This window comes from Kocuria salsicia (genome assembly GCF_039532055.1).
GTDB lineage: Bacteria > Actinomycetota > Actinomycetes > Actinomycetales > Micrococcaceae > Kocuria > Kocuria salsicia.
Genome location: NZ_BAAARF010000009.1, coordinates 21612 through 47267 on the forward strand (window position 1 = coordinate 21612; position 25656 = coordinate 47267).

Consider the following 25656-nt stretch of genomic DNA (forward strand, 5'->3'; position numbering starts at 1 on the left):
GCCCCGCCCCTCGCAGGCCGCCCCGGGTTCAACCGGTGCGACCCAGCAGGTGCCCAGCGCAGCTGCGCAGATCCTCGTGGCGGAAGCGGTAGCCGGTTCCCAGCAGCTTGGAGACGTCCACCCGGTGGCTGGCCGCCACTAGCTCCTCGGTGGCCTGCGCCCCGAGGAGCGCCTTCGGCCCGGCCAGCGGGGTGGGGACCACGGCGGGCCGGTGCAGCACTCCCGCCACGGTCTTGGCGAAGTCCTTCTGCCGCTGCGGGTTCGGTGCGGCCACGTTGAACGGCCCCTCCGCGTCCTCGGTGAGAGCGAGGTGGGCGATGGCGCCGGCCATGTCGTCCAGCCCGATCCAGCTCTGCCACTGCCTCCCACCGCCCAGCGGTCCGGACAGGCCCGCCTCCATGAGTGGCAACTGGGCCCGGAGCAGACCGCCCGATGGCGAGAGCACCAGCCCCGTGCGCACGTTGACCACCCGCACGCCGTGGGCCGCCGCACCGTGGGCGGCACTCTCCCACTCGCGGCAGACCTCCGCGAGGAAGCCCTCGCCGGAACTCGAGTCCTCAGTGAGCACCTCGTCTCCGCGGCCCGTTCCGTAGTAACCCACGGCGGAGGAGACCACGAACGCGCGCGGCCGTTTTTCCGCGGGGAGCTGGCCCATCGCTCGCACGATCAGTGCGGTGCTGTCCACGCGCGAGTCGAGGATCTCGCGCTTCTTCTGCTCGGTGAAGCGCGAGACGATGCTCTGCCCGCCCAGGTGGATCACGACGTCGACCCCCTCCAGGTCCCGGGGGTTCAGCAAGCCCCGGGCCGGGTCCCAGCCGATCACGCCCTCACCGGTGGTGGCCCCGCGCTTCATGCGCAGCACGGTGTGCCCACCGGTCTCGAGCAGCGCACAGACCTGGGTTCCCACCAGCCCGGAGGAGCCGGCCACCGCGATCGTCAGGCGGGGGCCGTCGTGCTGGTCGTGGAACGCGAGGTCCTCGCGCAGCTGCCGGTCCCGGTACCCGAAGATCCGCTCCAGCTGCGGGGTCATGGCGCGCTCGCCGAGATCGTTGAGCTTTCCCGCCCACTGCGGCAGGGGGCGCACGGTCACCTCGTCCCGCACGACCGTGCCTCCCCGCGGCGACTCCTCGAAGACGTGCCGGTGCTCCCACTCCCCCAGTGGTCCGTTGACCATGCGGTCGGTGAAGAAGTGGGGCGGCTCCCACTCGCCGTGCTCGGCGGTCCACGGCAGGTGCACCGTGCCGAACGTCCCCGGCACGGAGACACCCAGCCTCGCCTCCGAGCCGGGCTTGATCCCGTCCGAGGGCGCCTGGCGCACCTGGTCGGGGCCTCCACCGAACGGCGGGGTAAGGCGGGTCAGCGCACCGGGGCGCTCGTGCCACGCGAAGACCTTCTCACGGGGCTGGGGAACGCGGGTTTCGTGGGTGAAGCGATGGGTCACGGTCGTACCGTCCGTTCATCGAAGGGGCCAAGGAGGAGTTGTCCGGGTGCGCGCAGCGGCGGGAGGCTCAGCCGTTCTGCGGAATCTGGTCCACGAGCTCGTCGTCCCCGGGCTCGTCCGCCGGGGAGACCCTGCGAACCTGCTCGGAGGTGACAACGCGCTCACGCCGACGTGGCTCCAGTGTGACCGGGGCGCCCGTCTCGAGGGACTTCAGGACGGCCGCGTTGACGCGCACGTCCAGCAGGCCCTCCTCGCCGTCGGCCTCTGGAGAGACGCCGCTGCGGACGCAGTCCACGAAGTACTGGGCCTGGCCACCGAACTGCTCCACGGGGTCGTGGGCGAAGGACTCGGAGGAGCCGTCCTTGGTGAGCGTGTACTGGATGCCGGTGTCCGGACCGAATCCGAAGCACGGCTGCGCGGTGATCTCGCCCTCAGTGCCCGCCACGGTGAACTGCTCCGCGGACTCGGAGGCGTAGGAGATGGTGAACTGCGCGAGCCGGTCGCCCGGGAAGGTGAGGGTCACGGCCACGGTGTCGTCAAAGTTGAACTCGCGACCCGGGGTGCGTACGCCCTTGGCGTAGACCTCCACGGGCTCGTCGTGGAACAGGTTGCGGACCATGTTCTGCGGGTAGGTGCCCATGTCCGGGATGGGCCCGCCCCAGAAGCCGGAGTGCCCTCGGTGGTTCTCCACGGTGATGTCCTGCGAGAACACGGAGGAGAAGTAGCGGGGATCGCCGATGACCTTCTGGTCCCGGACCTTCTCGATCATCTCCACGGTCCCGGGCTCCTGGTGCAGGCGGTAGGCCACCATGAAGGTCGCCCCGCTCTCCTGCGCGGCGTCGATCATTGCCTGGCAGTCCTCCTCGGAGGTCTCAAGGGGCTTCTCGACGAGTGCGTGAATTCCCTTGCGCAACGCCGGTTCCGCGAACTCGCGGTGCCGGAAGACGGGGGTGGACACGTAGACGGCATCGATGTCGCCGGAATCCAGCAGCGCCGGGTAGTCGTCGTAGGAGTAGGCGGCCACGCCGTACTCCTTTCCCAGTTCCTCGGCCTTCTCGGCGCTCGAGGTCACGAGAGCGGCCAGCTCGGCGTCGTCAATCCGGGACAGGCCCGGGATGAACGCCTGCTGGGAGATCTGTCCCACGCCCACGACGGCGAAACGGACGGGACGGTCGTTCGGGACGGTGGCAACCATGGTTATGACCTCCGAGGGCTTCTGACGTGTTCGTCTTTCACTCTAGGACCGGCTCCCGGGGCTTGTCAGGGCGCGTTCACCCACCGCGCAGAGGCCAGCGACCGCCAGGAGAACCACGATCACGACGGCTGATGCCGCCCGCACGAGAATCGACACTGCAGTCGCTGTCCGCACACCCCGTTCGTCGACGGCCGGCACCGGTCACCACATCGACCCGCCGACCGCCCGTGCGCCCACCTGGCCCGTGCCGAGTTGACTGATCTTAGGCACGTATGGGGTGGTGTGCCTGCAGCTGGGCTGCCGGCACTGGAGCGAGGATCCTGCTCCTCACAGCTCCTGCGCGTTCTTCAGCACCGGGATGGACTTGCGGGTGCGCTCCACGAGGTCCAGGTCCAGGTCCACCACCGTGTAGTCCGGTGCCTCCCCGAGGGACGCCACCACGGTGCCGTCAGGGGCCGCCACCAGGCTGTGCCCAACGCCGCGCGGCGCGTTCTCGGGGTTCTCTTCCCCCACTGCGAGCGGGTTCGCCTGGCCCACGGCCACCACGTACGACGTCGTGTCGAGGGCTCGGGCGCGCGCCAGCAGCTCCCACTGCTCGGCCTTGCCCGGGCCGTCACCCCAGGACGCGCCGACCACGGTGACCAGGGCGCCGTCGTGCGCCAGACGGGTGAAGAGGCGGGGGAAGCGGATGTCGTAGCAGGTGGCCACGCCCACAGTGGTGCCGCCCACCACGAAGGTGACCGGATCCTCGCCGGGGTCCACGGTGTCCGACTCGAGGAAGCCGAACGCGTCGAAGAGGTGGATCTTGGAGTAGCCGCGCACCGTGCCGTCCGGCAGGGCGATCACGGTGGTGTTGCGGACGCGCTCGCCGTTGCCCGGGGTGAACATGCCCGCGACGATCGCCACGCCGTGCTTGCGCGCAAGATCCGAGACGGCGGTGCCCCAAGGGCCGTCGAGCGGTTCGGCCACGTCCTTGAGAGCGCGTCCGAAGGCGAACATGGTGGCCTCGGGCAGCACCAGGAGATCCGCGCTGTCCTCGCCCGCGCGCCGCGTGAGGTCCGCGACGCGTTCCAGGTTCTGCGGCGGGTCGTAGGTGCTGAGCAGCTGTCCGAGTGCGATACGCATGCCAGTCACCCTAGACGGGGCACACCGGCGCCGAAAGGGCGGGCCGCGTCCGCGGACACGCGGCAGGACCAGGGACAGAGGTCCCCTCGGAGAAGGGCAGCGAGCGCCGCGTGTCAGGCGTTGCGGACGATCTTCACCGCGCTGACGATCATGGGGATCTGAAGCGGCAGCCGCCCCAACGAGATCACCTGCTTGGAGGCGGGCTCGTGGCGCCAGTCCCACGCCATCTTGATGTTGCCGGGCCACACGCCCACGAACAGGGCCGCTGCCGCCGCGCCACCGATCCGTCGTGTGGCGGGGACCAGCAGCAGCGCGCCGGTGGCGAGTTCCGCGCAGCCGGACCCGAGGGTCCACTGCCGGGGGGTGCCGGGCAGCTGCTCGGGGACCAGAGCGTCGAAGCCCTCGGGCCGGACGAAGTGCAGCACGCCCATCCCGGTCAGGGCCAGGCCGGAGAACACGGCGGAGCGGTGGGCCCTGCGGCGGGCGGTCATCAGTTTCTTTCCCATGCCCTCACCGTACCCAGCAGTAGCCGACGGGGCGACGGCGCCGCTCCTGTCCTCCCCGGCGCCCGGGCCGTCAGACCTCGTGGGGATTCAGCCACTCCCACACCACCTCGTCCCCCTCTGCCGTGGGATGCACGCCGTCCGCCAGCAGGTCGGAGCGCCCGGCGAGCGCGTTCCACGGGTCGAGGAGGTCCCGGTTCGTGGCGGCCGCCCAGTGCAGCAGCGCAGCCTTGCGCTCCACGGCCACGAGCGGATCAGCGGCCAGGTACGCCCACGCCATCGCCCCGTCCGTGAGGTGCACGCGGCGGCACGCATGGTCCGCGACCTCGTAGTCGTCCGCTGCGACGAGCTGCTCGCCCGTGAGCCGCAGGATCCCGCCGTCCACCGCCCCGCCGATGTGCCGTGGGCAGCCCGGTGCCGGGGCCCGGCGCCTCCGCCGTGGCCAGGGACGGCCCAACGACCGCCCACCCTGGTCCGTGACACTCCCGCGACCTACCCTGGGACCGGCCCACGCGGCGTCGCCGGACGCGGCGGACGAACCCGAACGAGGAGACGCTCATGGACCCCTTTGTCACCCCCGAGTGGCTGGCCGAGCACCGTGACGAGGTGGTGCTCGCGGACGCGCGCATGTACCTGGACGGGCGCAGCGCGGAGGCCGAGTACCTGCAGGGGCACCTGCCGGGCGCGGTGTTCGTGGACGTGGGCGCGGACCTCGCCGCACCGGCCTCGCCGAAGGGCGGGCGACACCCCTTGCCGTCGCCGGAGGACTTCGCGGCGGCCATGTCCCGCGCGGGCATCGGGGACGACGCCGTGGTGGTCGCCTACGACGACGTCGGCGGCGTGATGGCCGCGCGTCTCGTGTGGCTGCTGCGCACCACCGGCCACCGCGCCGCGCTGCTCGACGGCGGCCTGGACACCGCCGTCGAGCTCGAGAAGAAGCGGGCCGTGCTGCCCGCCGCAGACTTCGCCCCGGTTCCGTGGCCGCGAGAGGCCCTGGCGACCATTGACGAGGCCGCGCACGGTGCCGCGGTGGTGGATGCCCGGGACGCCACCCGGTACGCGGGCAACGCGCCGGACCCCGTGGACCCCCGCTCGGGCCACATCCCGGGCGCGGTCAACATCCCGTGCCGCAGCCACCTGACCCAGGACAGGACGCTGCGCCCCACCGCCGAGCTGCGCGATGCCTTCGAGCGTGCGGGCGTGACGGACGCGGACCAGATGATCTCCTACTGCGGCTCCGGCGTGACGGCGTGCCACAACCTGCTCGTGGCGGAGCACGCGGGTCTCGGGATGGGCCGGCTCTTCCCCGGCAGCTGGTCCCAGTACTCGCACACGGACCGTCCTGTGGAGACCTCCCCGGAGCCCGGTCCGGCGGCCTGAGACTCCCGGACGGGTACTTACGGTTTCCCGTGCGCAGTGCCAAGATGAAAGTCCGACAGCGACGATGCAGACGCAGGAGGCACGATCATGACCCAGCAGCCCGAGACCCCGGACCCCATCCAGTCCGCCGACCAGATCGACGATCCGGACCAGCCCACCACTGTGGCCGGCCAGGACGACTCCCGCGCCGGGCGGGACACCCAGCCTGATGACGCGGCGGACGGGGACCCCGAACAACCCCGCTTCACCCCGGTGCACGGAGACGCGAGCGCCCGTGATGCGCGCCCCGCGGACCGCACGACCGGAGGCAAGCCGCCCAAGGCCGTGCAAGAGACGGGCCTCCCCGTGGTGCCCGAGGGAACCGTGGACGCCCAGGGCGCCCGCCAGGTCGATTCCGAGGCGCTCGCTGGCACCCGCAAGTTCCAGCCGCCGGCCGGAGCGGACAACCCCAACGTATCGGCCAACCCGGCGAACCGGGAGGACGTCAACCCGGCCGCTTCGAAAGGCGACGCCGCGGGCTACGAGCGCGCCGAGGACATCCCCGTGGTGGAGCCTGTGCGCCACTCGGTCCCGGTCGAGGAGCGCGTGGAGGCGCAGGCGCGCGACTACGACCTCCAGACAACTGAGGACGGCGAGCGCTACCTGACGCCCACGGACGAGAACCCCACCGGCTGAACGCTCGCGTGATCTCTCATGCCCGGCCCGGCACCCGCCGGACCGGGCGTTTCCGTCCCCGGGGAATGGACCCGCGCGGGCCGGGGTGGGCCCGCCTCGCCGAGGCGCTGGCAGCGGACGAGGAGGACTGCCCGGTGCGTAACAATCGCGCCACATTCCCCGTTTGTCGGCCGTTCGGAGCCGCCTGTCCCCAGAAAAGGGAAAACCGTCTTGCGTGAACGTTTCCGCACGTCAACACAGGTTTGACGTGCGTCGAGACCGGGCTGCATGCAGACGCAAAATCACGAGACGGTTACATCGCCGTTTGTGCGTTGCCTCGCCCGGGTCTTCTTGTCACCCTGTTTGCTATGGCGAACAGGACTTCAGTGAAGACGTGGGTGGCCGGGTGTGCCCTGATCGGGGCCTTCGCGGTGACCGGCTGCGGTGGTGCAGCACCCTCGGCCGGGGACCCCCCCAGTGTCTCCGGGGACGCGCAGGGAGCAAGCCCGAGCGGCTCCGGCGGGGACGCCGCGGCGTCGTCGAACCCGTCCGGCGCGGCCTCGTCCGAGGCGACCTCGACCGAAGCAGCCCAGCCCGGGGCGACGCAGACGGGCACCACCGCGAGCCCGGACAGCAGTGAAGCCACCTACGAGCTCACCAAGACCTACACGGACCCGGACGGCCTGTTCACGGTCAAGTACCCCGAGAGCTGGAAGGCTCAGGAGAACCGCGGCTATCTGGAGCTGAGCAACCCAGACGGCAAGGTCAAGGGCAACGTGGCCTCCACCGCCACGCGCGCGCCGCGCGGCGAGTGGTTCACCAGGCCCATCCATCCCTTGATCGGTGACGAGACGGAGCTGTCCAAGCAGCTGCGCGAGAAGGTGTCCACGTACTCCACCTACGTGCCCGCACCGCCGCGCAGCGACAAGGCCGACTCCGTGCTGTGGGGCCTCACGGAGGGGGACAAACGGGGCATCGTCTCGATCCCCGGGGGCGGCAAGCGCAACGAGCTGTGGGCGGAGTTCTACTACTCCCCCGTGAACGAGGGCCACCGGCCCCTGCCCCAGCGTGAAGGGGTGGAGCTGGTCAACCAGATCAACCAGACGGAGGACGCGGGCACCGTGGACGCCATCCTCAAGTCCATCCGGGTGGGCGGCTGACGCCCCCACCACGGCTGCAGACGGGGCTGCACACGCGGGGAGAGGGAGCCGGCGCGGTCATCCTGGCAGGACACCCATGACGAGGTTCACGGTGGCCGCCAGGATGACCGTGCTGAAGATGTAGGACAGCAGGCAGTGGCGCAGGATGATGGCGCGCAGGCCCGTGGTCACCACGTTGTTGTCCGAGACCTGGAACGTCATGCCCAGGTTGAAGGAGAAGTACAGAAAGTCCACGTAGCGCGGCGCGTCCTGGGTGTTGAAGTCGATTCCCCCGGCCGGGTCCTTGTAGTACTCGTGGGCGTAGCGGGCGCCGTACATCAGGTGCAGCACTGCCCACGTGAGGAAGATGGTCACGAGTCCCAGTGCCGCGGCCAGGGTGCGGGACTGGTGGGAGCCCCCCACCAGCGCGCTGATGACGGTCACCAGGCTCACCACCGCGAGGGTCACCCCGATCAGCTCCTGGATCAACGGGTGGAAGTCCTCCCGGCCGGCGGTGTACCGGGTGCGGTCGGGGTCCATGGACCAGAGCACTCCCGCGGAGACCCCCACGTACAGCAGGGAGATGGTGCACATCCCCACGAGGAGGGAGAGGGACGTGCCCAGGAAGTTCACCGCCACCAGGAACGCGGCGGCTCCCGTGACGATGGAGCTCACCAGTCGGAACGAGGCCGAGCTCATCAGGTTGCGTCTGCTCAGTGGTGTGCTCATGACGTGCGCGTCCTTCCGGGAGGTGCCGGGCGGTCGGACACTCCCTCGTGTGCGTGGGCGGAAGCCCGGAGGCGACGATGCCGCGGCGCTCCGATGCGGGACGTGCTGCGGGGACGGCGGGGACTCCATGCGCTTGGCCCTGTTCGTCTCGCGGGACACACTACGTGGCTCGTCACGCCGCCACGATTCTGGGACGCGGGCCCGGACCGCCGCTCAGCGCAGTTCCGCGGGAAGGCTCTCAAGCAGGCGGAGCCAGATCTCGGAGGCCGTGGGGTAGCTCGGGACCGCGTGGCGCAGCATGCTCACCGGCACCCGGCCCACGACCGCGATCGTGGCCCCGTGGACGAGCTCCGCGGCGTCGGGCCCCACGAACGTGGCGCCGAGCAGGTGCCCGGTACCCGCCTCGACCACGAGTTTCGCCCGTCCCGCGACGTCGTCACGCAGCAGCGCGGCGCCCGCTGCGCCGGTCATCGGGGACTCCGCCACGACGACGTCGTGGCCCGCTTCCCGCGCCGCCCGCTCGGTCATGCCCACCGAGCCGACCTCCGGGTCCGTGAACACGGCCTGCGGGACGGGGACGACGGTGGGTGCTGCGCTCTCCCTCGCGCCGGCCAGTCGGGAGCCGAGCACGCGGGCCTCGTACTTGCCCATGTGGGTCAGCAGGGCATCCCCCTTGGCGTCACCGATCACGTGGAGCCAGTCCGGCAGCGAGCCGGCGCGGACGTCCTGCGGGCTCACACCCACGGCGTCGAGGCCCACGTCCGCGAGGCGCGGGGTGCGGCCGGTGGCGGCGAGCACCTCGTCCACCTGGAGCTCGCCCCCAGTGGCGCTCAGGTGCACAGGGCCGCCGTGGACGCGGCCCAGGCCGGTTGCGCGGGCGTTGTCGCGGGACGCGGACTCCACGGACGTGCCGAAGCGGACCGCCACGCCCAGTTCTTCCAGGGCGCTCCTCACGAGGTCGCCCACGAAAGGCTCCTGCCCGCCCAGCAGCGAGTCGCCGCGGACCAGCAGGGTGACCTCTGAGCCGAGGGCGGCCATCCAGGTGGCGGCCTCCACCGCCACCACGCCGCCACCCACGATCGCCAGGCGCTCGGGGACCTCCACCACGCCGGTGGCGTCCCGCGAGCTCCAGGCGTGGATGCCCTGCAGCGCGGGCGGCACCACGGGGCTCGAACCCGTGGCCACGACCACCGCGAGGCGGGCGGTCAGCGTGCGGGAACGACCGTTCTCGCCCACGAGCACCTCGCGGGGGCCGGTGATCTCGGCGTGGCCGTGGACCACGCGCAGACCGGCCTTCTCCGCCCAGCGCACCTGCCCGGCGTCGTCGTAGTGGGAGACCCAGGCATCACGGCGCGCGAGCAGACCGGCGCGGTCGACCTCCGGGGTGGTCACACCCTGCAGGTGCCGCGCGGTGGCCGCCACCTCGAGCGGGCGCAGCAGGGCCTTGCTGGGCATGCACGCGTAGTACGAGCAGTCCCCGCCCAGCAGCGACTCCTCCACGATCACGGCGGACAGCCCGCCGTCGTGCGCGTACTGCGCCACGTTCTCCCCCACGGGACCGCCGCCGATGACGACGACGTCCGCGTCCGTCTCGCGCGCCCCGCCGTCCTGGCCGGTCGTCTCAACTGTGCTCATGCCGACTCCGTTCGCTGCGGGTGTAGGGGTGAGTCTAGGGGGTGTGATCACCTCAGGTCAGGGGCGCGGACGATGGACCCCTCCGCCTGTTGCGCCGGATGGTGTTGGGCACCCTCAGCGCCGACGCCCGGAGACCTCCTGCGAGAAGACTGTCATCCAGTAGTCCGGGAGCACGTCCCGCAGCCTCTTCCACACCACCTGCGCGGGGTCCTCCGGTGCCGTCACACCGACCAGCACGTCGGGCCCGTGGACAGCCAGCCGTTCCCGGCATACTCCGCACGGGCGGAGGACCAGCACCCGCCCGGTCTCGTCGCGGTGGAGGCACACCGACGCAATGATTTTCTGGTTCGGGCGGAACGCCCCCGCGGAGGGTTCGATCTCGTGGCACACCTCCACCGCCGGGTTCACCGCGTCCGGTGCCGTGCCGGTGAGAATGGTCCCATCCGCGAGCAGCATCGCGGCTGCCCCGCGTTCCCCGCCCCCGGGAAACCGCTGCGCGATGAGGTCTTGGCATGCGTTGACCGCGCGGTCCAGCTCTTCGCCATCCATGCCCTGACTCCAGGCGGCAGACACGCACCGTCCCCTGCCACTACACGATGTGAGACTGACCCGGCGGGACGCCCCGCCACTCCCAGGCCGTCCAACCGCTACTGCCGGAACGCCCCCGCAAGGTTCCGCGCCCCGGAAGCCAGCAGGGCGACGTCGGCACCCACGTTCACGAAATCCGCTCCCGCAGCAAGGTAGTCCCGCGCCTGGTCCTGCGCGAACGCGTTGACGCCCACGAACTTCCCGGCGGCCTGCACCGCGGTGATCACATGCTTCACGGCTGCGACGACGTCCGGGTGGGTCTGCTCCCCCAGCAGCCCCATGGAGGCGGCGAGGTCCGAGGGCCCGATGAACACGCCGTCGACCCCGTCCACCGCCGCGATCTGCTCAACGTTCCCCACGGCGGCGGCAGACTCCGCCTGCACCACCAGCGTGATGGTCTCCCGGGCCCGCGGGAGGTAGCCGGGGATCCCGCCCCAGCGCCCGGAACGGGCCAGCGCGGAACCCACGCCCCTCAGGCCCACCGAGGGGTAGGCCACGGAGCGCGCCGCAGCCTCGGCCTCCGCCACCGAGTCCACCATGGGCACGATCACCGACTGCGCACCGAGGTCCAGGTACTGCTTGATCACGACCTCGTCGTTGGCCGGCACCCGCACCACGGACAGCGTGGGGTACCCGGCGATCGCGCGCAGCTGCGCCTGGATGGACTCCAGGGACAGCGGCGAGTGCTCGCCGTCCACCAGGAGGTAGTCGAAGCCCGCACTCGCGCAGATCTCCGCGGCCGTGGGATCCCCCGAGGACAGGAAGATGCCCGTGACCGGGTCCTGCGGCGTGCGCGGCAGGGCGAAGAGATCCCTGAGGCTCGGCAGCACGCCGGGCAGGTTGGCGGCGTCCGGTGCGCGGAAGGTCTGGATCAGATCGTTCACTCGAAGCGACACGTGATGGCTCCCAGCTGTCCGTAGTCGGCGTGGACGGTGTCCCCGGGGTGCACCCACATGGGCTTGGTGAAGGACCCGGCGAGCACGATGCTCCCGGCCTCCAGCGCGTCCCCGTGCGCCGAGAGCTTGTTGGCCAGCCACACCACGCCGTTCGCCGGGTGGTTCAGCACCGCGGCGGCCACGCCGGTGTCCTCCAGCGTCTCGTTGCGGTACAGCAGCGCGGAGATCCAGCGCAGGTCCACGCTGTCCGGTGCCACCGGGTTGCCGCCGTAGACCATCCCGCCCAGCGCGGCGTTGTCCGAGATGGTGTCCACGATGGTGCGACCCTCCATCTGGATCCGCGAGCTGAGGATCTCCAGCGCCGGCACCACGTACTCGGTGGACCGCAGCACGTCGAAGATGCTCACGTTGGGCCCGCGCAGCTCGTCCTTGAGCACGAACGCGAGCTCCACCTCGATCCGCACGTTCGAGTACTGCCCGTGCTCGATCACCGAACCGTTCTCATGCACCTGGTCCGCGAAGATCGCCCCGTAGTCCGGCTCGGTGATCCCCGTGGCCTCCTGCATGACCTTGGACGTCAGCCCGATCTTGCGGCCCACCAGCCGTCGGCCGTTCTCCTGGGCCCGCCGGCGCCACTCGTTCTGCACCGCGTAGGAGTCCTCCACGGTCATCTCCGGGTGGCGCAGCGTGAGCCGCTCGATCATCGTGCGGTTCGCCTCCGCTGCGGCCAGCTCGTCCGCGATGGCCACCACGCGTTCCTGGTCAAGCATGTCCTTGCCTTTCGGTTGGTCCGTGCGCCGTGGGCCGCGCCCGCCAGGGTGAACGGGCACGGCTCACGCGTAGGAGGCGGGCCTCAGAGCTGGTGGCCCATCTTGTACTCGCCCTGCTTCCACTCGGGCATGGACTCCTCGCCCTCCTCGGGGCGCGTGTAGGAGAAGCCGTCCGCGCCGATGGTCACCGCGAGCTCGGAGTCGTCCGTGCGGGAGACGACCTCCTGGGGATTGCCGTCCAGGTCCAGCACCAGGGAGGCGTCCGTGTACCAGGAGGGGACCACGGGGGTGCCCCACCAGTCGCGGCGCTGGTTGTCGTGGACGTCCCACGTGACCACGGGGTTGTCCGGGTCACCGGTGTAGTAGTCCTGCGTGTAGATCTCCACGCGGTGCCCGTCCGGGTCCCGCAGGTACAGGTAGAACGCGTTGGACACGCCGTGGCGCCCGGGGCCGCGCTCGATCCGGTCCGACTGGCGCAGCGCACCGAGCTTGTCGCAGATGGCCAGGATGTTGTGCTTCTCGTGGGTCGCGAAGGCCACGTGGTGCATGCGGGGGCCGTCCCCGCCGGTCATGGCGGTGTCGTGCACGGTGGGCTTGCGGCGCATCCACGCGGCGTACACGGTGCCCTGCTCGTCCTGGATGTCCTCGGTCACGCGGAAGCCCAGGTCCTGCATGAACTTGGTGGCGCGGGGCACGTCCGGGGTGACCTGGTTGAAGTGGTCCAGGCGCACCAGTGCGCCCGGGGTGTAGAGGTCGTAGCGCCACGCGAGGCGCTCCACGTGCTCCACGTCGTAGAAGAACTCGTAGGGGAAGCCCAGCGGGTCCTCCACGCGCACGGACTCGCCGATGCCCTTGGTGAACCCCTCGGGGCGGCGCTCCACGCGGCAACCGAGCTCCTCGTAGAAGGCCACGGCCCTGTCCAGGTCCTCCGGGGTGCGCACGCGGTAGGAGAACGCCGCCACGGCGGCCACGGGGCCCTGGCGCAGCACCAGGTTGTGGTGGATGAACTCCTCGATCGAACGCAGGTAGACGGTGTTCGCATCCTCCTCCGTGACCGTGAGCCCCAGCACGTCCACGTAGAACTCGCGGGACTTCACGAGGTCCGTGACCACGAGCTCCATGTACGCGCAGCGCAGGATGTCCGGCGCGGGCACGGAGGGGGTCGTGATGGGGTTGTCGGTGGTGATCGGGGCTTCCTGCGAAACATAGAAGCCCGAGGACGTCATTGTCCGATCAGCGGGATTCGTCATGGTGTGTCCTTCGTGGTGAGGGTGCTTCGTGATGGCGGTGAAAGGGTCGTGGGGGGTCTGGCGCCTCCCGCAGCCGCGGGCCGGGCGGCCCGCGGCGGGGCGAGTGTGGCGCGGACGTGCTGCGGGGGCTCAGCCGTCCGTCTGGGCGGCGGCGTCCTCCTGCTTGCCGAACACCGGGTTGTGCACCTCACCCAGGTTGATGTGCACGGCCTGCTGGTCCGTGTAGAAGTCGATCGAGCGGTAGCCGCCCTCGTGGCCCAACCCCGAGGCCTTCACGCCGCCGAACGGGGTGCGCAGGTCACGCACGTTGTTGGAGTTCAGCCACACCATCCCCGCCTCCACGTTCTGCGCGAAGTTGTGGGCGCGCTTGAGGTCGCTGGTCCAGATGTAGGCGGCCAGGCCGTACTTGGTGTTGTTGGCGAGCTCCAGCGCCTCCTCCTCCGTGTCGAACGGGGTGATGGCCACCACCGGACCGAAGATCTCCTCCTGGAAGATCCGGGCGTCCGGCTTCACGTCCACGAACACCGTGGGCGCCACGTAGTTGCCGGTCTCGAAGCCCTCGGGGCGGCCGCCTCCGGCCACCAGGCGGGCCTCCTGCTTGCCGATCTCCACGTAGGACATGACCTTCTCGTAGTGTTCCGGGTGCACCAGGGCGCCCACCTCGGTGCTGGGGTCCGAGGGCAGACCCACCTTCACCCGCTTGGCCTGCGCGGCGTAGCGCGCCACGAACTCGTCGTAGATCCCGCGCTGCACCAGGATGCGCGAGCCCGCAGTGCAGCGCTCGCCGTTGAGGGAGAACACCCCGAAGATCGTGGCGTTGATCGCGGCCTCCAGGTCCGCGTCCTCGAAGACCACGGCCGGGGACTTGCCCCCCAGCTCCATGGACAGGCCCTTGAGGTACGGGGCGGCGTTGCCGAAGATGATCTGGCCCGTGCGGGACTCGCCCGTGAAGGAGATCAGGGGCACGTCCGGGTGCTTGACCAGGGAGTCACCGGCGTAGCCTTCTTCGCCGAAACCGTTCACCAGGTTGAACACACCGGCGGGCACACCGGCCTCCTCGAAGATGCCCGGCCACAGTGACGCGGACAGCGGGGTGAACTCCGCGGGCTTGAGCACCACGCAGTTGCCGGTGGCCAGGGCGGGGCCCAACTTCCAGGACTCCAGCATGAACGGGGTGTTCCACGGGGTGATCAGACCGGCCACGCCAATGGGCTTGCGGTTCACGTAGTTCACCTGGCGCCCGGGGACCTTGTAGGCGTCGTCGATCTGGGCCACGATCAGGTCCGCGAAGAAGCGGAAGTTCTCCGCCGCGCGGCGCGCCTGGCCCAGGGCCTGGGTGATGGGCAGACCGGAGTCATAGGACTCCATGGCTGCCAGCTGGTCACCGCGGGACTCCACAATGTCCGCGATCTTGTGCAGAATCCGGGAACGCTCACGCGGGAGCATCCTGGGCCACGGGCCCTCCTCGAACGCCTTCCTGGCGGCGGCCACGGCGGCCTCGATGTCCGCCTTCTTGCCGGAAGCGGCCGTGATGTAGGGCTCGTTGGTCACGGGGTTGAGCACGTCGAACGTGTCGCCGTCGATCGAGTCCACCCACTCGCCGCCGATGTAGTGGCGGATGGAATCGGGAAGGTTCTCGGGCTTGGTGTCCTGCAGAGCGGCCATGTGATGGCTCCTCGAATCTGTGGATGCGTCAGTGATTGCTTGTCTGTGGGTCACGCGGTGTGCCGTTGCGCCTCGTCCGGCTCCTCGCGGCTGCTGAGATAGCTGCGCAGGGTGGCCGCACGGTGCTGGCGCACGGCACGCTCCACGGCGTCCGCCGGGGCGTGGGTCTCGATGAGGTGGAGGATCTGGTGGTGCTCGTTGACCGAGGCGCGGGCGCGCTCCGGGACGAACGAGAACGTGGAGGTCCTCAGGTGGTTGAGGCGTTCCCACTCCACCGTGACCAGGTCGTTGAGACGTTCGTTGGGGCACCGGCACGCGAGCACGCGGTGGAACTCGTGGTTGGTCTCCGTGAACGTCTGCGGGTCGAAGTTCTTCAGGGAGGCTTCCATGGAGGCGTTGAGCTCGCGCGCGTGGGCGAGGTCCTCGGCGGTGATGTGCGCGGCGGACAGCGCGGTGGCCGCGCCCTCCAGGACCGCCAGGACTTCCATGCTGTAGGTGTACTGCTCGCCGTCCACCATGGACACCCGTGCGCCCACGTTGCGCTCGAACGTCACCAGCCCCTCGGCTTCGAGCCGTCGGATGGCCTCGCGCACCGGCACCACGGACATGCCCAGGGTCTCGGCAATGCTCGCGAGCACCAGGCGGTAGCCCGGGGAGAATGCCTGGGACATGATCTGGGCCTTGATCCAGTCGTACGCGCGCTGCGCCTTGGAGGGTGCGGCATTCGCGGTCAGGGGCATGTGGTCCTCGGTTCGGTTCGGTGGGTTCGGGGGGGGGTCAGGCGCGGGTCACTCGGAGGGCGGCGGGTTCTCGGCCAGCCACTGCTGGAACTTCTGCTTCCACTCCCCCGTGGGCGGGAACAGCCCGTCCACCGGGTGGCCCTCGGCCACGCGCTCGGCCACCCAGGCGTCCTCGTGCTCCTTGGCCAGGGCATCCTGGGCCACCTCCTCGGCGAGCTCTCGCGGGATCACGACGACGCCGTCGTCGTCCCCCACGACCACGTCACCCGGGAGCACCGTGACGTTGCCACAGGCCACGGCCACGTCCGACTCCCACGGCACGTGCCGCCGGCCGAGCACGGCAGGGTTGGGGCCCTTGCAGAACACGGGCAGCCCGATCTCCTGCACCGCCGCATAGTCACGCACGCCGCCGTCCGTGACCACACCGGCCGCGCCGTTGTGGCGGGCCCGCAGCGCGAGGACGTCACCGAGGGTCGCGGAACCGGTCTCCCCGCGCGCCTCGATCACGATCACCTCGCCCTCGCCCACGGCGTCGAACGCGCGCTTCTGCGCGTTGTAGCCGCCGCCGTGACTCGTGAAGAGGTCCTCACGGTTGGGTACGAAGCGCAGGGTCTTGGCGGTGCCCACCAGCTTGGCGCCGGGGGTCTGCGGGAAGACGTCCGCGACCACCACATTGTTCAGCCCGCGCTTGCGCAGCTGGGCGGAGAGGCCCGCGGTGGGGGCCTTGTCGAGCTTCGCCCGTAGCGCCGGGCTGAGCGCGTGCTCCCCGCCCTGCTCGGGCAGTCCCGCGGCGTCGCGCGAGCCCCACGCCTCCTCGCGCTGGGTGTCGTTCACGGCGGGCATTGCGCCCAGGCCCTCGTCGAAGCCCTCGCTGCCCTCGGTCACGAGGCTGAGCAGGCGGCCCGACGACGGCGCTCCCGCGGCGTGCGGCGCGTCCACCTCCACCTCTACGACGTCCCCGGGCTGCGCGACCGAGGACCCCGCGGGTGTGCCGGTGAGGATCACGTCCCCCCCCTCCAGGGTCACGTGCTGGGAGAGGTCCGCCACGAACTGGGCGAGCGGGAAGATCATGTTCTCCGGGGCCGTGGTGTCCTCCTGCACCACCTGGCCATTGAGCCACGTGCGCACGCGCAGCTGCTCCGGGGAGACCTCGCGGGCGTCGATCAGCGAGGGGCCCAGGGAGGTGTAACCGTCCCGGCCCTTGTTGCGCAGGTTGGAGCCCTTGTCCGCGGCGCGCAGGTCGTAGAGGCCCCAGTCGTTGGAGGCCGTCACGGCGGCCACGTGGTCCCACGCCTCCTCCAGCGACACGTTGCGGGCGGGCGTGCCGATGACGAGGGCGATCTCCCCCTCGAACGCGAGCAGCTCGGTGCCCGCGGGGCGCTCAACGACGGCGCCGGAGCCGGCCAGGGAGCTGGCGGGCTTGAGGAAGTAGGACGGCACGGCGGGCTTGCGACCGCGCTGGGCCGCGCGGGACTCATAGGCAACGTGCACGGCGACGATCTTGCCGGGACACACCGGCACGGGCTGCGCGGCGGCGGTGCCGTCCGCGGCGTGCTGGGCGTTCTGGGGGTTCTCGGTCACCGTGACCGCCTCCTCGTGATCGGCAGAATGTTATTCAAAATCGTATATTATTTGACCGGAGGCGACAAGTGGCTTGCGTCACACCATTGTGACGGGGCAACGGCCCGGCGGGCAGGACCCGGGCCTGTGACCCGCGAAGCTCCCGGGACGACCACGCGTCACACTTCGGTGGGATCGAGAACATCCTGTTACCCGCACCACATATCGTATATGATCTGCACGACAGACTTTCATGCGCACCGGTCCACGGCGGTCCGAGCACTGTGGCTCGCACCGCACCGCAGGCCCGTCCCACCGCAGAACGCAGGAGAAGGCATGCTCTTTCATCAGAACGGATACGTCTCGGAGGACCCCCGCGTGGAGGAGGCCCGCGGCCACGGAGTGGACCGCCCCGAGGACCTCCCGGACACCATGGACGTGCTCATCGTGGGGTCCGGTCCGGCCGGTGTGATCGCCGCGGCGCAGCTCTCCCAGTACCCGGAGGTCAGCACCCGGATCATCGAACGTCGCACAGGGCGCCTGGAGATCGGCCAGGCAGACGGGCTGCAGGCGCGCAGCGTGGAGACGTTCCAGTCCTTCGGCTTCGCCCAGGAGATCATCCAGGAGGCGTTCATGCTCCGGGAGATGTGCTTCTGGAACCCGGACCCCACCAACCCGCAGAACATCGTGCGCACGGGCCGCCCCGCGGACGACCCCCACGGCATCTCCGAGTTCCCCCACATGATCGTCAACCAGGCGCGGGTGCTCGACTACTTCCTGCGCTCCGCCAAGCGGGGCCCCGGGAAGATCGAGCCGGACTACGGCATCGAGTTCGTGGGCCTGGAGGTGGACCAGGAGCAGGAGTACCCGGTCGCCGTCACCGTCCGCTACGTTGCCGGTCCCCGCGAGGGCGAGGAGCGCACGGTGCGCGCCCAGTACGTCTTCGGCTGCGACGGCGCCGCCTCCCGAGTGCGCAAGGCCATCGGCCGCAAGCTCGAGGGCAAGGGCGCCAACCACGCGTGGGGCGTCATGGACGTGCTCGCCAACACGGACTTCCCGGACATCCGCACCAAGTGCGCGATCAACTCCGTGCACGGCTCCATCCTGCACATCCCGCGCGAGGGCGGGCTGCTGTGCCGCATGTACGTAGACCTGGGAGAGGTCCCGGAGGACGACAACCACGAGATCCGCAAGACCCCCGTGGAAGAGGTCATCCGCCGCGCGAACGAGATCATCCACCCCTACAGCGTGGACGTGAAGTCCGTGGCGTGGTCCTCCGTGTACGAGGTGGGCCACCGCCTCACGGACCACTTCGACGACGTCGACACCGAGGACCGCGGCACCCGCTGCCCCCGTGTGTTCATCGCCGGGGACGCGTGCCACACCCACTCCGCGAAGGCCGGGCAGGGCATGAACGTGTCCATGCAGGACGGCTGGAACCTGGGCTGGAAGCTCGGGGCCGTGCTCTCGGGACGCGCGGACGAGTCCCTGCTGGACACCTACTCCGAGGAGCGGCAGGACATCGCCAAGGACCTGATCGACTTCGACCGCGAGTGGTCCACCCTGATGGCCACCCCGCAGGACAAGCTTCCGGACCCCAAGTACCTGGAGGAGTTCTACGTCAAGACCGCCGAGTTCCCGGCCGGGTTCATGACCGAGTACAAGCCCTCGCTGATCGTGGCCGGAACCGAGCACCAGGACCTCGCGGAGGGCTGGCCCGTGGGCAAGCGCTTCAAGTCCGCGAAAGTCCAGCGCGTGTGCGACTCCATGGTGGTGCACCAGGGCCACGAGGCCACCGCGGACGGGCGCTGGCGCATCCACGTGTACGCGGACTCCGCCGTGGCCGGTGCAGGCTCCCCCACCACCGCGTTCGCCGAGTGGCTGCAGAACGACCCCGCCTCACCGCTGGTGGCCTACCGCCGCGAAGGCGACGGGGACGCCACGCTCTTCGACGTGGATGTCACCTACCAGCAGCCCTACACGGACGTGGACATCACCAAGGTGCCGCGCGCGTTCAAACCGCAGGTGGGCCCATTCGAGCTGAACTACTGGGAGCGCGTCTACGCAGCGATCCCCGGCGAGGACGTCTTCGACGTGCGCAAGATCAGCCGCGACGGCGCCATTGTGGTCGTGCGCCCGGACCACTACGTGGCCGCCGTCCTCCCACTGGATGCCACCGCTGAGCTGGGCGAGTTCTTCGCCGGGTTCCTGCGCAGGGGGTGACCCGCAGGGCCCCTGCTGCCCCCGGGGATGAAACGACCCGCCGCGCGCTCCTTGGGGGAGTGCGCGGCGGGTTCTTCGTGCAGACCGGGGTCAGTGGGAAATGACCACGCTCGCCTCGGAGGTGTTGACCCGGAACGTGAGGGTCTCACGCAGGTACAGGTCCACGGTCTCAGCCGTGTGAGAGGAGTAGCCGATCGCGGTGTCCAGACCCAGGTGCAGCTCGTAGTCGCCACCGCGCGCGGAGAGCAGCAGGGCGTCGTCGAGCGCGGGGGCCCAGATGATGCTGCCGTCGCCCAGGATGCGGGAGATGTGGTCGTAGATAGGGTAGCCGTGGTCGGTGGTCTCCGTGACCTCCGTGTAGAGGTCCGCGGGCAGCAGCAGGTTGTACGGCCCGGCCACACCGGCCAGCCGCAGCTCCGTCTTGGCCTTCGCCACCGCGTTGGGAAACTCGCGGACGTCCTGCGGCATGGTGACGCGGCCGTTGTCGCTCGCGGGCGCGATGCCCTGGATCCCCGCGGCGTCCGAACCGTAGAACACCGTGCGGTCCTCGGCGGAGGCCAGGGCCACGGCGGCGTCCTTGACGGGCTGCCAGTCCGGGTCCGTGGCGCCGCGCTCGACGTCGTCCACGTCCGAGCGCTTCACGGTGAACGGCGCGCGCAGCTCCACCACGCGCACCACGTGGCGCTGCAGCGCCTGCACGCCGCTGGTGTCCGCCTCGATGCGACTCACGTGGCCGGTGCCCAGCGCGGAGAACTCCGCTCCGGCGGGCTCCGGCATGTCGACGACGCGGCGCGCGGCCACGCGGGCCCGGAAGGTCCTGCGGGCCTCGTCTTCCATGTCGGACCAGGCTGCGGAAGATATGGGGGCGAGATCGCGGTACAGGTTGTTCATCGTCAGCTCCTTGGATCAGGTTGTCGTGTGGTGGGTCCGGCTCGTGTCAGGGTCGCTTCAGGCTGCCGATGCCCAGTGAGCCGTCCGCTGGGGCGGCGGGCGCAGGGGAGGCGGGCACGGCGTCGTCGTCCGGGGCGTCGGCACCGGAGGATGTGTCCTGGGCGGGAACCGTGGTGGGGTCGTCCAGGAAGGACCTGGGCGGGGCGAAGAACAGGCCGCCCGTGACCGCCGTGGAGAAGTCGAGGATGCGGTCGTACGTGCCCGGCGGGTTGCCGATGAACATGTTCTCCAGCATGGTCTCGGTGACCGCGGGGTCCGCGGCGTAGCCGATGAAGTAGGTGCCGAACTCGGCCGAGCCCACCTCGCCGAACGGCATGTTGTCCCGCATGATCTCGCGGGCGTGGCCGTCCACGTCGTCGAGGTCGTTCAGTGCCACGTGGGAGTTCGCCGGCTTCTGCTCGTCCGACATCTCAATGTCCTCGAGCTTCGAGCGCCCGATCACCCGCTCCTGCTCACCCGTGGACAGGGCCTCCCACTCGTCCATCTGGTGCAGGTACTTCTGGACGAGCACGTAGCTCCCCCCACGGTAGGAGGGGTCCTGGTCCCCCACCACGGCGGCCGACTGGGCGTCCTCGTCCTCCGGGTTGGCGGTGCCGTCCACGAAGCCCAGCAGGTCCCGCTCCTCGAAGAACTTGAAGCCGTGGACCTCGTCCTGCACCCGCGTGTACGGGCGCAGCCTGCTCATGAGCTGCTTGGCGAGCTCGAAGCACACGTCCTGTGTGCCGGCGCGCAGGTGGATGAGGATGTCCCCCGGGGTGGCCGGTGCGGAGTGCACCTCCCCGTGGAACTCCCTGAACGGGTGCAGATCCTTGGGCAGCGGAGCGTCGAAGAGCCGACCCCAGGCGTCGTGCCCGATGCCCACCACGCACAGCAGGTTGCTCGTGGGCACACGGAACGAGACCGCCTTGGTGAGGTCCGAAACGCCGGTCAGGACATCCGCCACCTGGGCCTCCGCGCCCTCGTTGACGGTGAGGACCAGGAACATGGCGGCTTTGGCCGGTGGGGCCACGATCTTCTGAGTGGGCATGGTGCCTCCATGGGGTGAGCGGGCTACCGTTGCGGGCCGATGACTGATCCCACAGTAGCGCCCGAGCCCACCTCCTTCAGTGGGTCGCGCCCGTCTCGATGAGCAGCACGCCGCCCACGATCAGCACCAGCCCCAGGCTCATGACCCACGTGAGGGGTTCCTTGAAGACGAGACGGCTGATCACCGCCGTCAGCGCCACCCCGGCGGCGGCCCAGATGCCGTACGCCACCCCGAGCGCCATGCCCTGGGCGAGCACCGCCGCCAGCAGGGTGAAGGCGGTGAGGTAGCCCGCCACCACACCGATCCACCACCTCCCACCGCCCGCGCTCGCCATGCGCAGGCAGACCGTGGCGGTGACCTCCGAGAGGATGGCCAGCGCGAGGAGCAGAAGCGGGAACGCGGTCATCGGGTGGCCTCCGTTGCGGTGGGGGTCGAGCAGATGCTCCCGGGCGTCCGGCCGTCGTCCGCCCCGCTCTGGTCCGCCCCGCCCCGCCTGTCCAGCTGTGAGCCGACCTCCACGAGCAGCACGCCCAGCATGACGGCCACGAGACCCACGCCCATGAGCAGGGTGATGGGCTCGCCGAAGATCAGCATGGACATCACGGCGGTGGCGGCCACCCCGGCGGCGCCCCAGATGCCGTAGCCCACGCCCAGACTCATGCCGCTGCGCAGCGAGACGAACAGGCAGACGAACGCGCCCACGTAGCCGAGCGTGGCCAGGGCGTAGAAGCCGGGCGACTCCACGGCGGCCTTCATGGACAGCGAGCCGGTCACCTCGCAGCCGATCGCGAGGACCAGGAAGAGCCACTTCTTCACGAGTCCGCCCCCTCTGCCCCGAGGCCTTCCGCCGTGGGGCCGTCCCCTACCAGGCCCAGGGTCACGTCCACGACGGCGCGCCGGTGGTCCTCGTCCAGGTCCAGCATCCCGAGGCAGCGGTCGATCCACGCACCGTCCGCCACCAGGCGGGCTGCCACGATGTTCGGGCGGTCGGAGTCCCCGAACCACTCGCTCATGCGCTCGCTCCACCGGGCGGCAAGCTCGGGACGCAGCCGTGAGTCTGCGAGGACGGCGAGGTCCGCCGGGTCCAGCTCGTTCAGCAGCGCGAACTCCACGTAGGCGCGCAGGCGTGTGACGGCGTCCGGGTCTGGTCCCGCGCGATGCATCAACTCCGTCTCCCAGTGGTCGAGCAGGTGGTCCACCACGGCCACGGAGAGCCTGTCCTTGGTGGGAAAGTGGTGCACCACCCCGGGCTTGGTGATGCCGACGGCGCGCGCCACGGCGTCCAGCGTCAGGGCATCCCCCGCGCGCAGCACGTCCAGCGCGCGGTCGAGGATCTCGGGTTTGGTCGTCATGCGGTGCAACCTACCATACGTATGGTAAGCATCGCCGAGCTGGCACGTGCCGCGAAACGCCGTGCGGCTCGGCCGGAGCACGTGCCCGAGAGCGTCCCAGTGACCGCGGCAGATCTCCTCGGTGCGTGCTCGGCTCGGCAACCGGCGGCCGGCCGCGGGTGCGATGACCTCCTCCGAACGGCGGTCACAACCCCCTGAACTGCTCCACCACGTCCGTCGCGGTGGTCTCCCGGCACGCCGCGAAGCCCGTTCCGGCCCACAGGTTCAACCCCGCGGGGTCCTGCGCGGAGGCCGCCCGCAGCGGGGCCGTCATGTGGTGGACCTGCGGGTAGCCGCTGATCTGCTCGACCTCCAGCCGGTCGGTGAACGCGTTGCGCAGCGCCCGAGCCGCCCGCCCGGAGAACACCCGGGTCACCACCGTCTCCCCAAACCTCCCGCTCAGCAGTGCCTCGCGGTGCGCCGGTTTGGTGCCCGCCTCCTCGGTGGTCAGGAACAGCGTGCCCACCTGCACGGCGTCCGCACCGCGCTCCATCAGGTCCTCCGCGGTCTCCCGGTCTGCCACACCGCCCGCGGCGATCAGCGGCAGCGCCGTCGTCTCCCGCACCGCACTCACGAGGTCCGCGGTGGAGATCTCCAGAGGGGTTTTCGCCTGGCCGTGGGTGGCCCGGTGGCCCCCGGCCTCGGTCCCCTGCACCACGATCGCGTCCGGGTCCAGGACCAGCGCCGCGCGGACCTCGGCCTCGTCGGTCGCGTTGAGCACCACGACCGTGCCCGCGGACCGCAACCGGGCGACGTCGTCCGGGGACGGCAGCCCGAACGTGAAGGAGACGAGCGGTACGGGGTGGGTGACGAGGTGGTCGAGCTTGGCGGCGTAGTGGTCGTCGGACAACTCGCCGGGCTGCGGCGCGGCCACGCCCAGCTCAGCAGCCACCGGGGCCAGTGCGCGGGCGTAGGCCTCGAGCTCCCCAGGGTCGGACGGGTCCTGCTCAGGGACGAAGAGGTTCACGCCGAAGCGGTCCGTCTTCACGGCGACCTCCCGGATCTCCTGTGCCATGGCCTCCACGGTCTTGTACCCGGCGGCGAGCATCCCCAGCCCGCCGGCCCGGGCCACGGCGACCGCGAGCGCCGCGGTGGACGGCCCGCCCGCCATGGGCGCCTGGAGCAAGGGCACGGGCAGTTCGCTGAGGGGGTTGGTCACGGCGTCTCCTTAGACTGGCGGGCATGTCCGCTTCCCATGATGCTCGCCCGGGTGCCCTCGCGTCCTCTTCGAGTCCCCCGGCTGCTCCGGTTGTTCCAACCGCCTCGGCTTCCCCCGCCGACGACGACGCCCGCCCCGTCATCAAGGTCACCGGCGTGGTGCTGCGCCGGGCCCGAGACGGCCACGTACTCACGGTGCGCAAGCGCGGGACGTCCATGTTCATGTTCCCCGGGGGCAAGCCCGAGGCCGGGGAGTCACCCGTGGAGGCGGGCGTCCGCGAGGTGCGCGAAGAGCTGGGGCTCGACCTGTCCCCCGCGGACCTGATGACGGTGGGCGAGTGGCACACGGACGCCGCGAACGAGCCGGGCCACGCCCTGCACAGTCACGTCTTCCTCAGCACCGTCCCGCTGGAGGGCACGCCGACGCCCGCAGCCGAGATCGAGGAGCTGCGCTGGCAGCCGCTGGACGGCGTGGAGGACGTCGAGGACCTCGCGCCCCTCTCCCGGTGGCATGCGATTCCGGCAGTGCGGGGGATGGGAATCTAACCCCGGGAGTCGTCGACCGCGGTCTTCTCAGCAGGCGGTATCTGCCCCGTGTTCTCCAGCATTCGTGAGCGAGCCCTGCGGCTCAAGAACTGGATGATCACGCTGAACGTGGCGAACGCGGCGGTGTAGGTCACGTAGTACCACCCGAACTCGTGGTCCGGAACCATGAGAATGATGAACGCGGTAAGCCCCAAGAAGAAAAAGAAGTACGCCAGCCATGCCACGGCCGCCCGCCACCCCGTGTGCGGGTAGTAAGGATCTGCTCTCAGAATCTCCTGCCGCCGGGGCCTCCGGCGAGTCCCGGCGGGCCGCCCTGCGGACCTGGAGGGCCCCGTGGAAGCCCAGCAGGATGAACCCGGTGGCTATCACGAGGGCCCACTGGGTGGCGTGGGTGGATCCTGTGGCGGTCAGTGCGGAGGGCAGCGTCAGGCCCATCGACACGGACAGCGCCGCGCCCGCGAAGGCGGTGCCAAGCGCCGAGCCGATCTGGCGCACGGTGCTCTGCGTTGCGGATGCCTGGCCCGACGACGCCACGGTCACGTCCCGCAGCACGGTTCCGGTCGGCTGCGCGGAGGCCAGGCAGAGGCCCACGCCGTAGCCGACGAGCGGCAGCGCGACGAGCCACGCGGAGGTGCTCGGCCCCATGAGCAGGGCCAGCACCACCACGCCAACCACCTCGAGACCGAGCCCGATCAGCACCGTCCCCGGCGCGGCGAACCGGGCGGCCAGGTGACGGGCGGAGGCACCGGAGATGAACGCGCCGACCGCCATGGCGGCGGCCAGGTGGCCCCACGAGAACGTGCGCAGCTGGAAGAGGTCCAGGTCCAGCAGGGCGGACCGGCGGACACGAACCCACGGGACGTCCCACGGAACAGGGCGTTCACCGTGGACAGGGTGGACGGCATGATGAACGCCGCACCCAGCGCCTGGACGGCACGAGCTGCGATCAGTGTCCCCGCCGTGCCGGACAGTGCCGCAAGCAGGCTGCCCCGGCGAAGACCACAAGCCCCGCGGCGAGCGCAATCAAGTCCCTGCGGATCGGGGCGGGGTCGTTCTCGACGTCACCCGGTTGCGGTTGCGCCGCAGGTGT

The 25656-nt window shown here is 70.4% G+C and carries 26 protein-coding genes; 5 read left to right on the plus strand and 21 right to left on the minus strand.

Features of this window, described 5'->3' with window-relative positions; all coding sequences use genetic code 11:
- Positions 1-28: 28 nt before the first annotated feature.
- The 5 genes from ABD264_RS08625 to ABD264_RS08645 all read right to left on the minus strand — a co-directional run bounded on the left by ABD264_RS08625 (position 29) and on the right by ABD264_RS08645 (position 4649).
- Positions 29-1441, minus strand: a complete 1413-nt coding sequence (locus ABD264_RS08625) for a TIGR01777 family oxidoreductase (RefSeq protein ID WP_344205502.1) — start codon at positions 1439-1441, stop codon at positions 29-31.
- A 67-nt stretch (positions 1442-1508) separates the two neighbouring features.
- A complete protein-coding gene (locus tag ABD264_RS08630; protein WP_094393340.1) occupies positions 1509-2636 on the minus strand; it encodes a Gfo/Idh/MocA family protein in 1128 nt (375 codons plus the stop codon).
- Between the two features lie 327 nt (positions 2637-2963).
- Positions 2964-3761 carry a carbon-nitrogen hydrolase family protein gene (locus tag ABD264_RS08635; RefSeq protein ID WP_144942970.1) on the minus strand — a complete coding sequence of 266 codons (798 nt, stop codon included), beginning with the start codon at positions 3759-3761 and terminating at the stop codon, positions 2964-2966.
- A gap of 113 nt (positions 3762-3874) precedes the next feature.
- Entirely contained in the window at positions 3875-4267 is a 393-nt protein-coding gene (locus ABD264_RS08640) for a DoxX family protein (protein ID WP_094393338.1), read from the minus strand.
- Between the two features lie 70 nt (positions 4268-4337).
- Entirely contained in the window at positions 4338-4649 is a 312-nt protein-coding gene (locus tag ABD264_RS08645) for a hypothetical protein (RefSeq protein WP_094393337.1), read from the minus strand.
- 173 nt (positions 4650-4822) lie between these two features.
- Between ABD264_RS08645 and ABD264_RS08650 the strand changes: the two genes are divergently transcribed.
- From ABD264_RS08650 to ABD264_RS08660, 3 genes are all read left to right on the plus strand, one after another.
- The gene (locus tag ABD264_RS08650) at positions 4823-5644 is read left to right on the plus strand and encodes a sulfurtransferase (RefSeq protein ID WP_344205506.1); all 822 of its coding nucleotides are present in this window, start codon (positions 4823-4825) and stop codon (positions 5642-5644) included.
- Positions 5645-5731: 87 nt separating this feature from the next.
- The gene (locus tag ABD264_RS08655) at positions 5732-6319 is read left to right on the plus strand and encodes a hypothetical protein (protein ID WP_344205508.1); all 588 of its coding nucleotides are present in this window, start codon (positions 5732-5734) and stop codon (positions 6317-6319) included.
- Between the two features lie 347 nt (positions 6320-6666).
- The gene (locus ABD264_RS08660) at positions 6667-7458 is read left to right on the plus strand and encodes a hypothetical protein (protein ID WP_186366757.1); all 792 of its coding nucleotides are present in this window, start codon (positions 6667-6669) and stop codon (positions 7456-7458) included.
- A 57-nt stretch (positions 7459-7515) separates the two neighbouring features.
- Here the strand turns inward: ABD264_RS08660 and ABD264_RS08665 are convergent, their stop codons facing one another.
- The 9 genes from ABD264_RS08665 to ABD264_RS08705 all read right to left on the minus strand — a co-directional run bounded on the left by ABD264_RS08665 (position 7516) and on the right by ABD264_RS08705 (position 17291).
- Positions 7516-8166: a DUF1345 domain-containing protein gene (locus tag ABD264_RS08665; protein ID WP_344205511.1), complete on the minus strand. Its 651-nt coding sequence runs from the start codon at positions 8164-8166 to the stop codon at positions 7516-7518.
- A gap of 213 nt (positions 8167-8379) precedes the next feature.
- A complete protein-coding gene (locus tag ABD264_RS08670) occupies positions 8380-9801 on the minus strand; it encodes a dihydrolipoyl dehydrogenase family protein (RefSeq protein ID WP_344205513.1) in 1422 nt (473 codons plus the stop codon).
- Between the two features lie 114 nt (positions 9802-9915).
- On the minus strand, positions 9916-10350 hold the full coding sequence (locus ABD264_RS08675) for a cytidine deaminase (protein ID WP_094393332.1): 435 nt from the start codon (positions 10348-10350) through the stop codon (positions 9916-9918).
- A gap of 98 nt (positions 10351-10448) precedes the next feature.
- The gene (locus ABD264_RS08680) at positions 10449-11273 is read right to left on the minus strand and encodes an HpcH/HpaI aldolase family protein (protein WP_425554311.1); all 825 of its coding nucleotides are present in this window, start codon (positions 11271-11273) and stop codon (positions 10449-10451) included.
- On the minus strand, positions 11270-12055 hold the full coding sequence (hpaH, locus tag ABD264_RS08685) for a 2-oxo-hept-4-ene-1,7-dioate hydratase (protein WP_303106397.1): 786 nt from the start codon (positions 12053-12055) through the stop codon (positions 11270-11272). Before hpaH ends, ABD264_RS08680 begins: the two co-directional genes overlap by 4 nt.
- 83 nt (positions 12056-12138) lie before the next feature.
- Positions 12139-13305: a 3,4-dihydroxyphenylacetate 2,3-dioxygenase gene (gene hpaD, locus ABD264_RS08690; protein ID WP_290498871.1), complete on the minus strand. Its 1167-nt coding sequence runs from the start codon at positions 13303-13305 to the stop codon at positions 12139-12141.
- Between the two features lie 129 nt (positions 13306-13434).
- Positions 13435-14970, minus strand: coding sequence for a 5-carboxymethyl-2-hydroxymuconate semialdehyde dehydrogenase (gene hpaE, locus ABD264_RS08695; protein WP_344205517.1), 1536 nt, complete (start codon positions 14968-14970; stop codon positions 13435-13437).
- A 50-nt stretch (positions 14971-15020) separates the two neighbouring features.
- Complete coding sequence (locus ABD264_RS08700; protein ID WP_144942978.1) at positions 15021-15710, minus strand: GntR family transcriptional regulator; 690 nt, start codon at positions 15708-15710, stop codon at positions 15021-15023.
- A gap of 48 nt (positions 15711-15758) precedes the next feature.
- Positions 15759-17291: a fumarylacetoacetate hydrolase family protein gene (locus ABD264_RS08705; protein ID WP_344205519.1), complete on the minus strand. Its 1533-nt coding sequence runs from the start codon at positions 17289-17291 to the stop codon at positions 15759-15761.
- A gap of 315 nt (positions 17292-17606) precedes the next feature.
- On the opposite strand from ABD264_RS08705, the gene ABD264_RS08710 reads away from it, so the two are divergent.
- The gene (locus ABD264_RS08710; protein WP_344205521.1) at positions 17607-19493 is read left to right on the plus strand and encodes an FAD-binding monooxygenase; all 1887 of its coding nucleotides are present in this window, start codon (positions 17607-17609) and stop codon (positions 19491-19493) included.
- A 90-nt stretch (positions 19494-19583) separates the two neighbouring features.
- Here the strand turns inward: ABD264_RS08710 and ABD264_RS08715 are convergent, their stop codons facing one another.
- The 6 genes from ABD264_RS08715 to ABD264_RS08740 form a co-directional block, all read right to left on the minus strand.
- The gene (locus ABD264_RS08715) at positions 19584-20384 is read right to left on the minus strand and encodes a family 1 encapsulin nanocompartment shell protein (protein WP_102613629.1); all 801 of its coding nucleotides are present in this window, start codon (positions 20382-20384) and stop codon (positions 19584-19586) included.
- A gap of 46 nt (positions 20385-20430) precedes the next feature.
- Positions 20431-21471: a Dyp-type peroxidase gene (locus ABD264_RS08720; RefSeq protein ID WP_344205524.1), complete on the minus strand. Its 1041-nt coding sequence runs from the start codon at positions 21469-21471 to the stop codon at positions 20431-20433.
- A gap of 76 nt (positions 21472-21547) precedes the next feature.
- Complete coding sequence (locus tag ABD264_RS08725; protein ID WP_144942983.1) at positions 21548-21877, minus strand: DMT family transporter; 330 nt, start codon at positions 21875-21877, stop codon at positions 21548-21550.
- On the minus strand, positions 21874-22287 hold the full coding sequence (locus ABD264_RS08730) for a DMT family transporter (RefSeq protein ID WP_144942984.1): 414 nt from the start codon (positions 22285-22287) through the stop codon (positions 21874-21876). The genes ABD264_RS08725 and ABD264_RS08730 overlap by 4 nt, the downstream gene beginning before the upstream one ends.
- Entirely contained in the window at positions 22284-22823 is a 540-nt protein-coding gene (locus tag ABD264_RS08735; protein WP_145011334.1) for a TetR/AcrR family transcriptional regulator, read from the minus strand. The genes ABD264_RS08730 and ABD264_RS08735 overlap by 4 nt, the downstream gene beginning before the upstream one ends.
- Before the next feature lie 184 nt (positions 22824-23007).
- On the minus strand, positions 23008-24021 hold the full coding sequence (locus tag ABD264_RS08740; RefSeq protein ID WP_344205528.1) for an NAD(P)H-dependent flavin oxidoreductase: 1014 nt from the start codon (positions 24019-24021) through the stop codon (positions 23008-23010).
- Positions 24022-24044: 23 nt separating this feature from the next.
- Here ABD264_RS08740 and ABD264_RS08745 point away from each other — a divergent pair, with 23 nt between their 5' ends.
- The gene (locus tag ABD264_RS08745; protein WP_144942987.1) at positions 24045-24566 is read left to right on the plus strand and encodes an NUDIX hydrolase; all 522 of its coding nucleotides are present in this window, start codon (positions 24045-24047) and stop codon (positions 24564-24566) included.
- Between the two features lie 27 nt (positions 24567-24593).
- Here ABD264_RS08745 and ABD264_RS08750 read toward each other — a convergent pair whose 3' ends face one another.
- Positions 24594-25337 (minus strand): MFS transporter, encoded by a 744-nt coding sequence (locus tag ABD264_RS08750; RefSeq protein WP_244944856.1) that lies wholly within the window; start codon positions 25335-25337, stop codon positions 24594-24596.
- Positions 25338-25656: the final 319 nt, after the last annotated feature.

Bases quoted from the DNA above. Each gene is read 5' to 3' on its own strand.
- ABD264_RS08630 (WP_094393340.1), bottom strand. From the start codon at position 2,636: ATGGTTGCCACCGTCCCGAACGACCGTCCCGTCCGTTTCGCCGTCGTG.
- ABD264_RS08635 (WP_144942970.1), bottom strand. From the start codon at position 3,761: ATGCGTATCGCACTCGGACAGCTGCTCAGCACCTACGACCCGCCGCAG.
- ABD264_RS08640 (WP_094393338.1), bottom strand. From the start codon at position 4,267: ATGGGAAAGAAACTGATGACCGCCCGCCGCAGGGCCCACCGCTCCGCC.
- ABD264_RS08650 (WP_344205506.1), top strand. From the start codon at position 4,823: ATGGACCCCTTTGTCACCCCCGAGTGGCTGGCCGAGCACCGTGACGAG.
- ABD264_RS08655 (WP_344205508.1), top strand. From the start codon at position 5,732: ATGACCCAGCAGCCCGAGACCCCGGACCCCATCCAGTCCGCCGACCAG.
- ABD264_RS08660 (WP_186366757.1), top strand. From the start codon at position 6,667: ATGGCGAACAGGACTTCAGTGAAGACGTGGGTGGCCGGGTGTGCCCTG.
- ABD264_RS08665 (WP_344205511.1), bottom strand. From the start codon at position 8,166: ATGAGCACACCACTGAGCAGACGCAACCTGATGAGCTCGGCCTCGTTC.
- ABD264_RS08670 (WP_344205513.1), bottom strand. From the start codon at position 9,801: ATGAGCACAGTTGAGACGACCGGCCAGGACGGCGGGGCGCGCGAGACG.
- ABD264_RS08675 (WP_094393332.1), bottom strand. From the start codon at position 10,350: ATGGATGGCGAAGAGCTGGACCGCGCGGTCAACGCATGCCAAGACCTC.
- hpaH (WP_303106397.1), bottom strand. From the start codon at position 12,055: ATGCTTGACCAGGAACGCGTGGTGGCCATCGCGGACGAGCTGGCCGCA.
- hpaD (WP_290498871.1), bottom strand. From the start codon at position 13,305: ATGACGAATCCCGCTGATCGGACAATGACGTCCTCGGGCTTCTATGTT.
- hpaE (WP_344205517.1), bottom strand. From the start codon at position 14,970: ATGGCCGCTCTGCAGGACACCAAGCCCGAGAACCTTCCCGATTCCATC.
- ABD264_RS08700 (WP_144942978.1), bottom strand. From the start codon at position 15,710: ATGCCCCTGACCGCGAATGCCGCACCCTCCAAGGCGCAGCGCGCGTAC.
- ABD264_RS08710 (WP_344205521.1), top strand. From the start codon at position 17,607: ATGCTCTTTCATCAGAACGGATACGTCTCGGAGGACCCCCGCGTGGAG.
- ABD264_RS08715 (WP_102613629.1), bottom strand. From the start codon at position 20,384: ATGAACAACCTGTACCGCGATCTCGCCCCCATATCTTCCGCAGCCTGG.
- ABD264_RS08720 (WP_344205524.1), bottom strand. From the start codon at position 21,471: ATGCCCACTCAGAAGATCGTGGCCCCACCGGCCAAAGCCGCCATGTTC.
- ABD264_RS08725 (WP_144942983.1), bottom strand. From the start codon at position 21,877: ATGACCGCGTTCCCGCTTCTGCTCCTCGCGCTGGCCATCCTCTCGGAG.
- ABD264_RS08735 (WP_145011334.1), bottom strand. From the start codon at position 22,823: ATGACGACCAAACCCGAGATCCTCGACCGCGCGCTGGACGTGCTGCGC.
- ABD264_RS08745 (WP_144942987.1), top strand. From the start codon at position 24,045: ATGTCCGCTTCCCATGATGCTCGCCCGGGTGCCCTCGCGTCCTCTTCG.
- ABD264_RS08750 (WP_244944856.1), bottom strand. From the start codon at position 25,337: ATGGCGGTCGGCGCGTTCATCTCCGGTGCCTCCGCCCGTCACCTGGCC.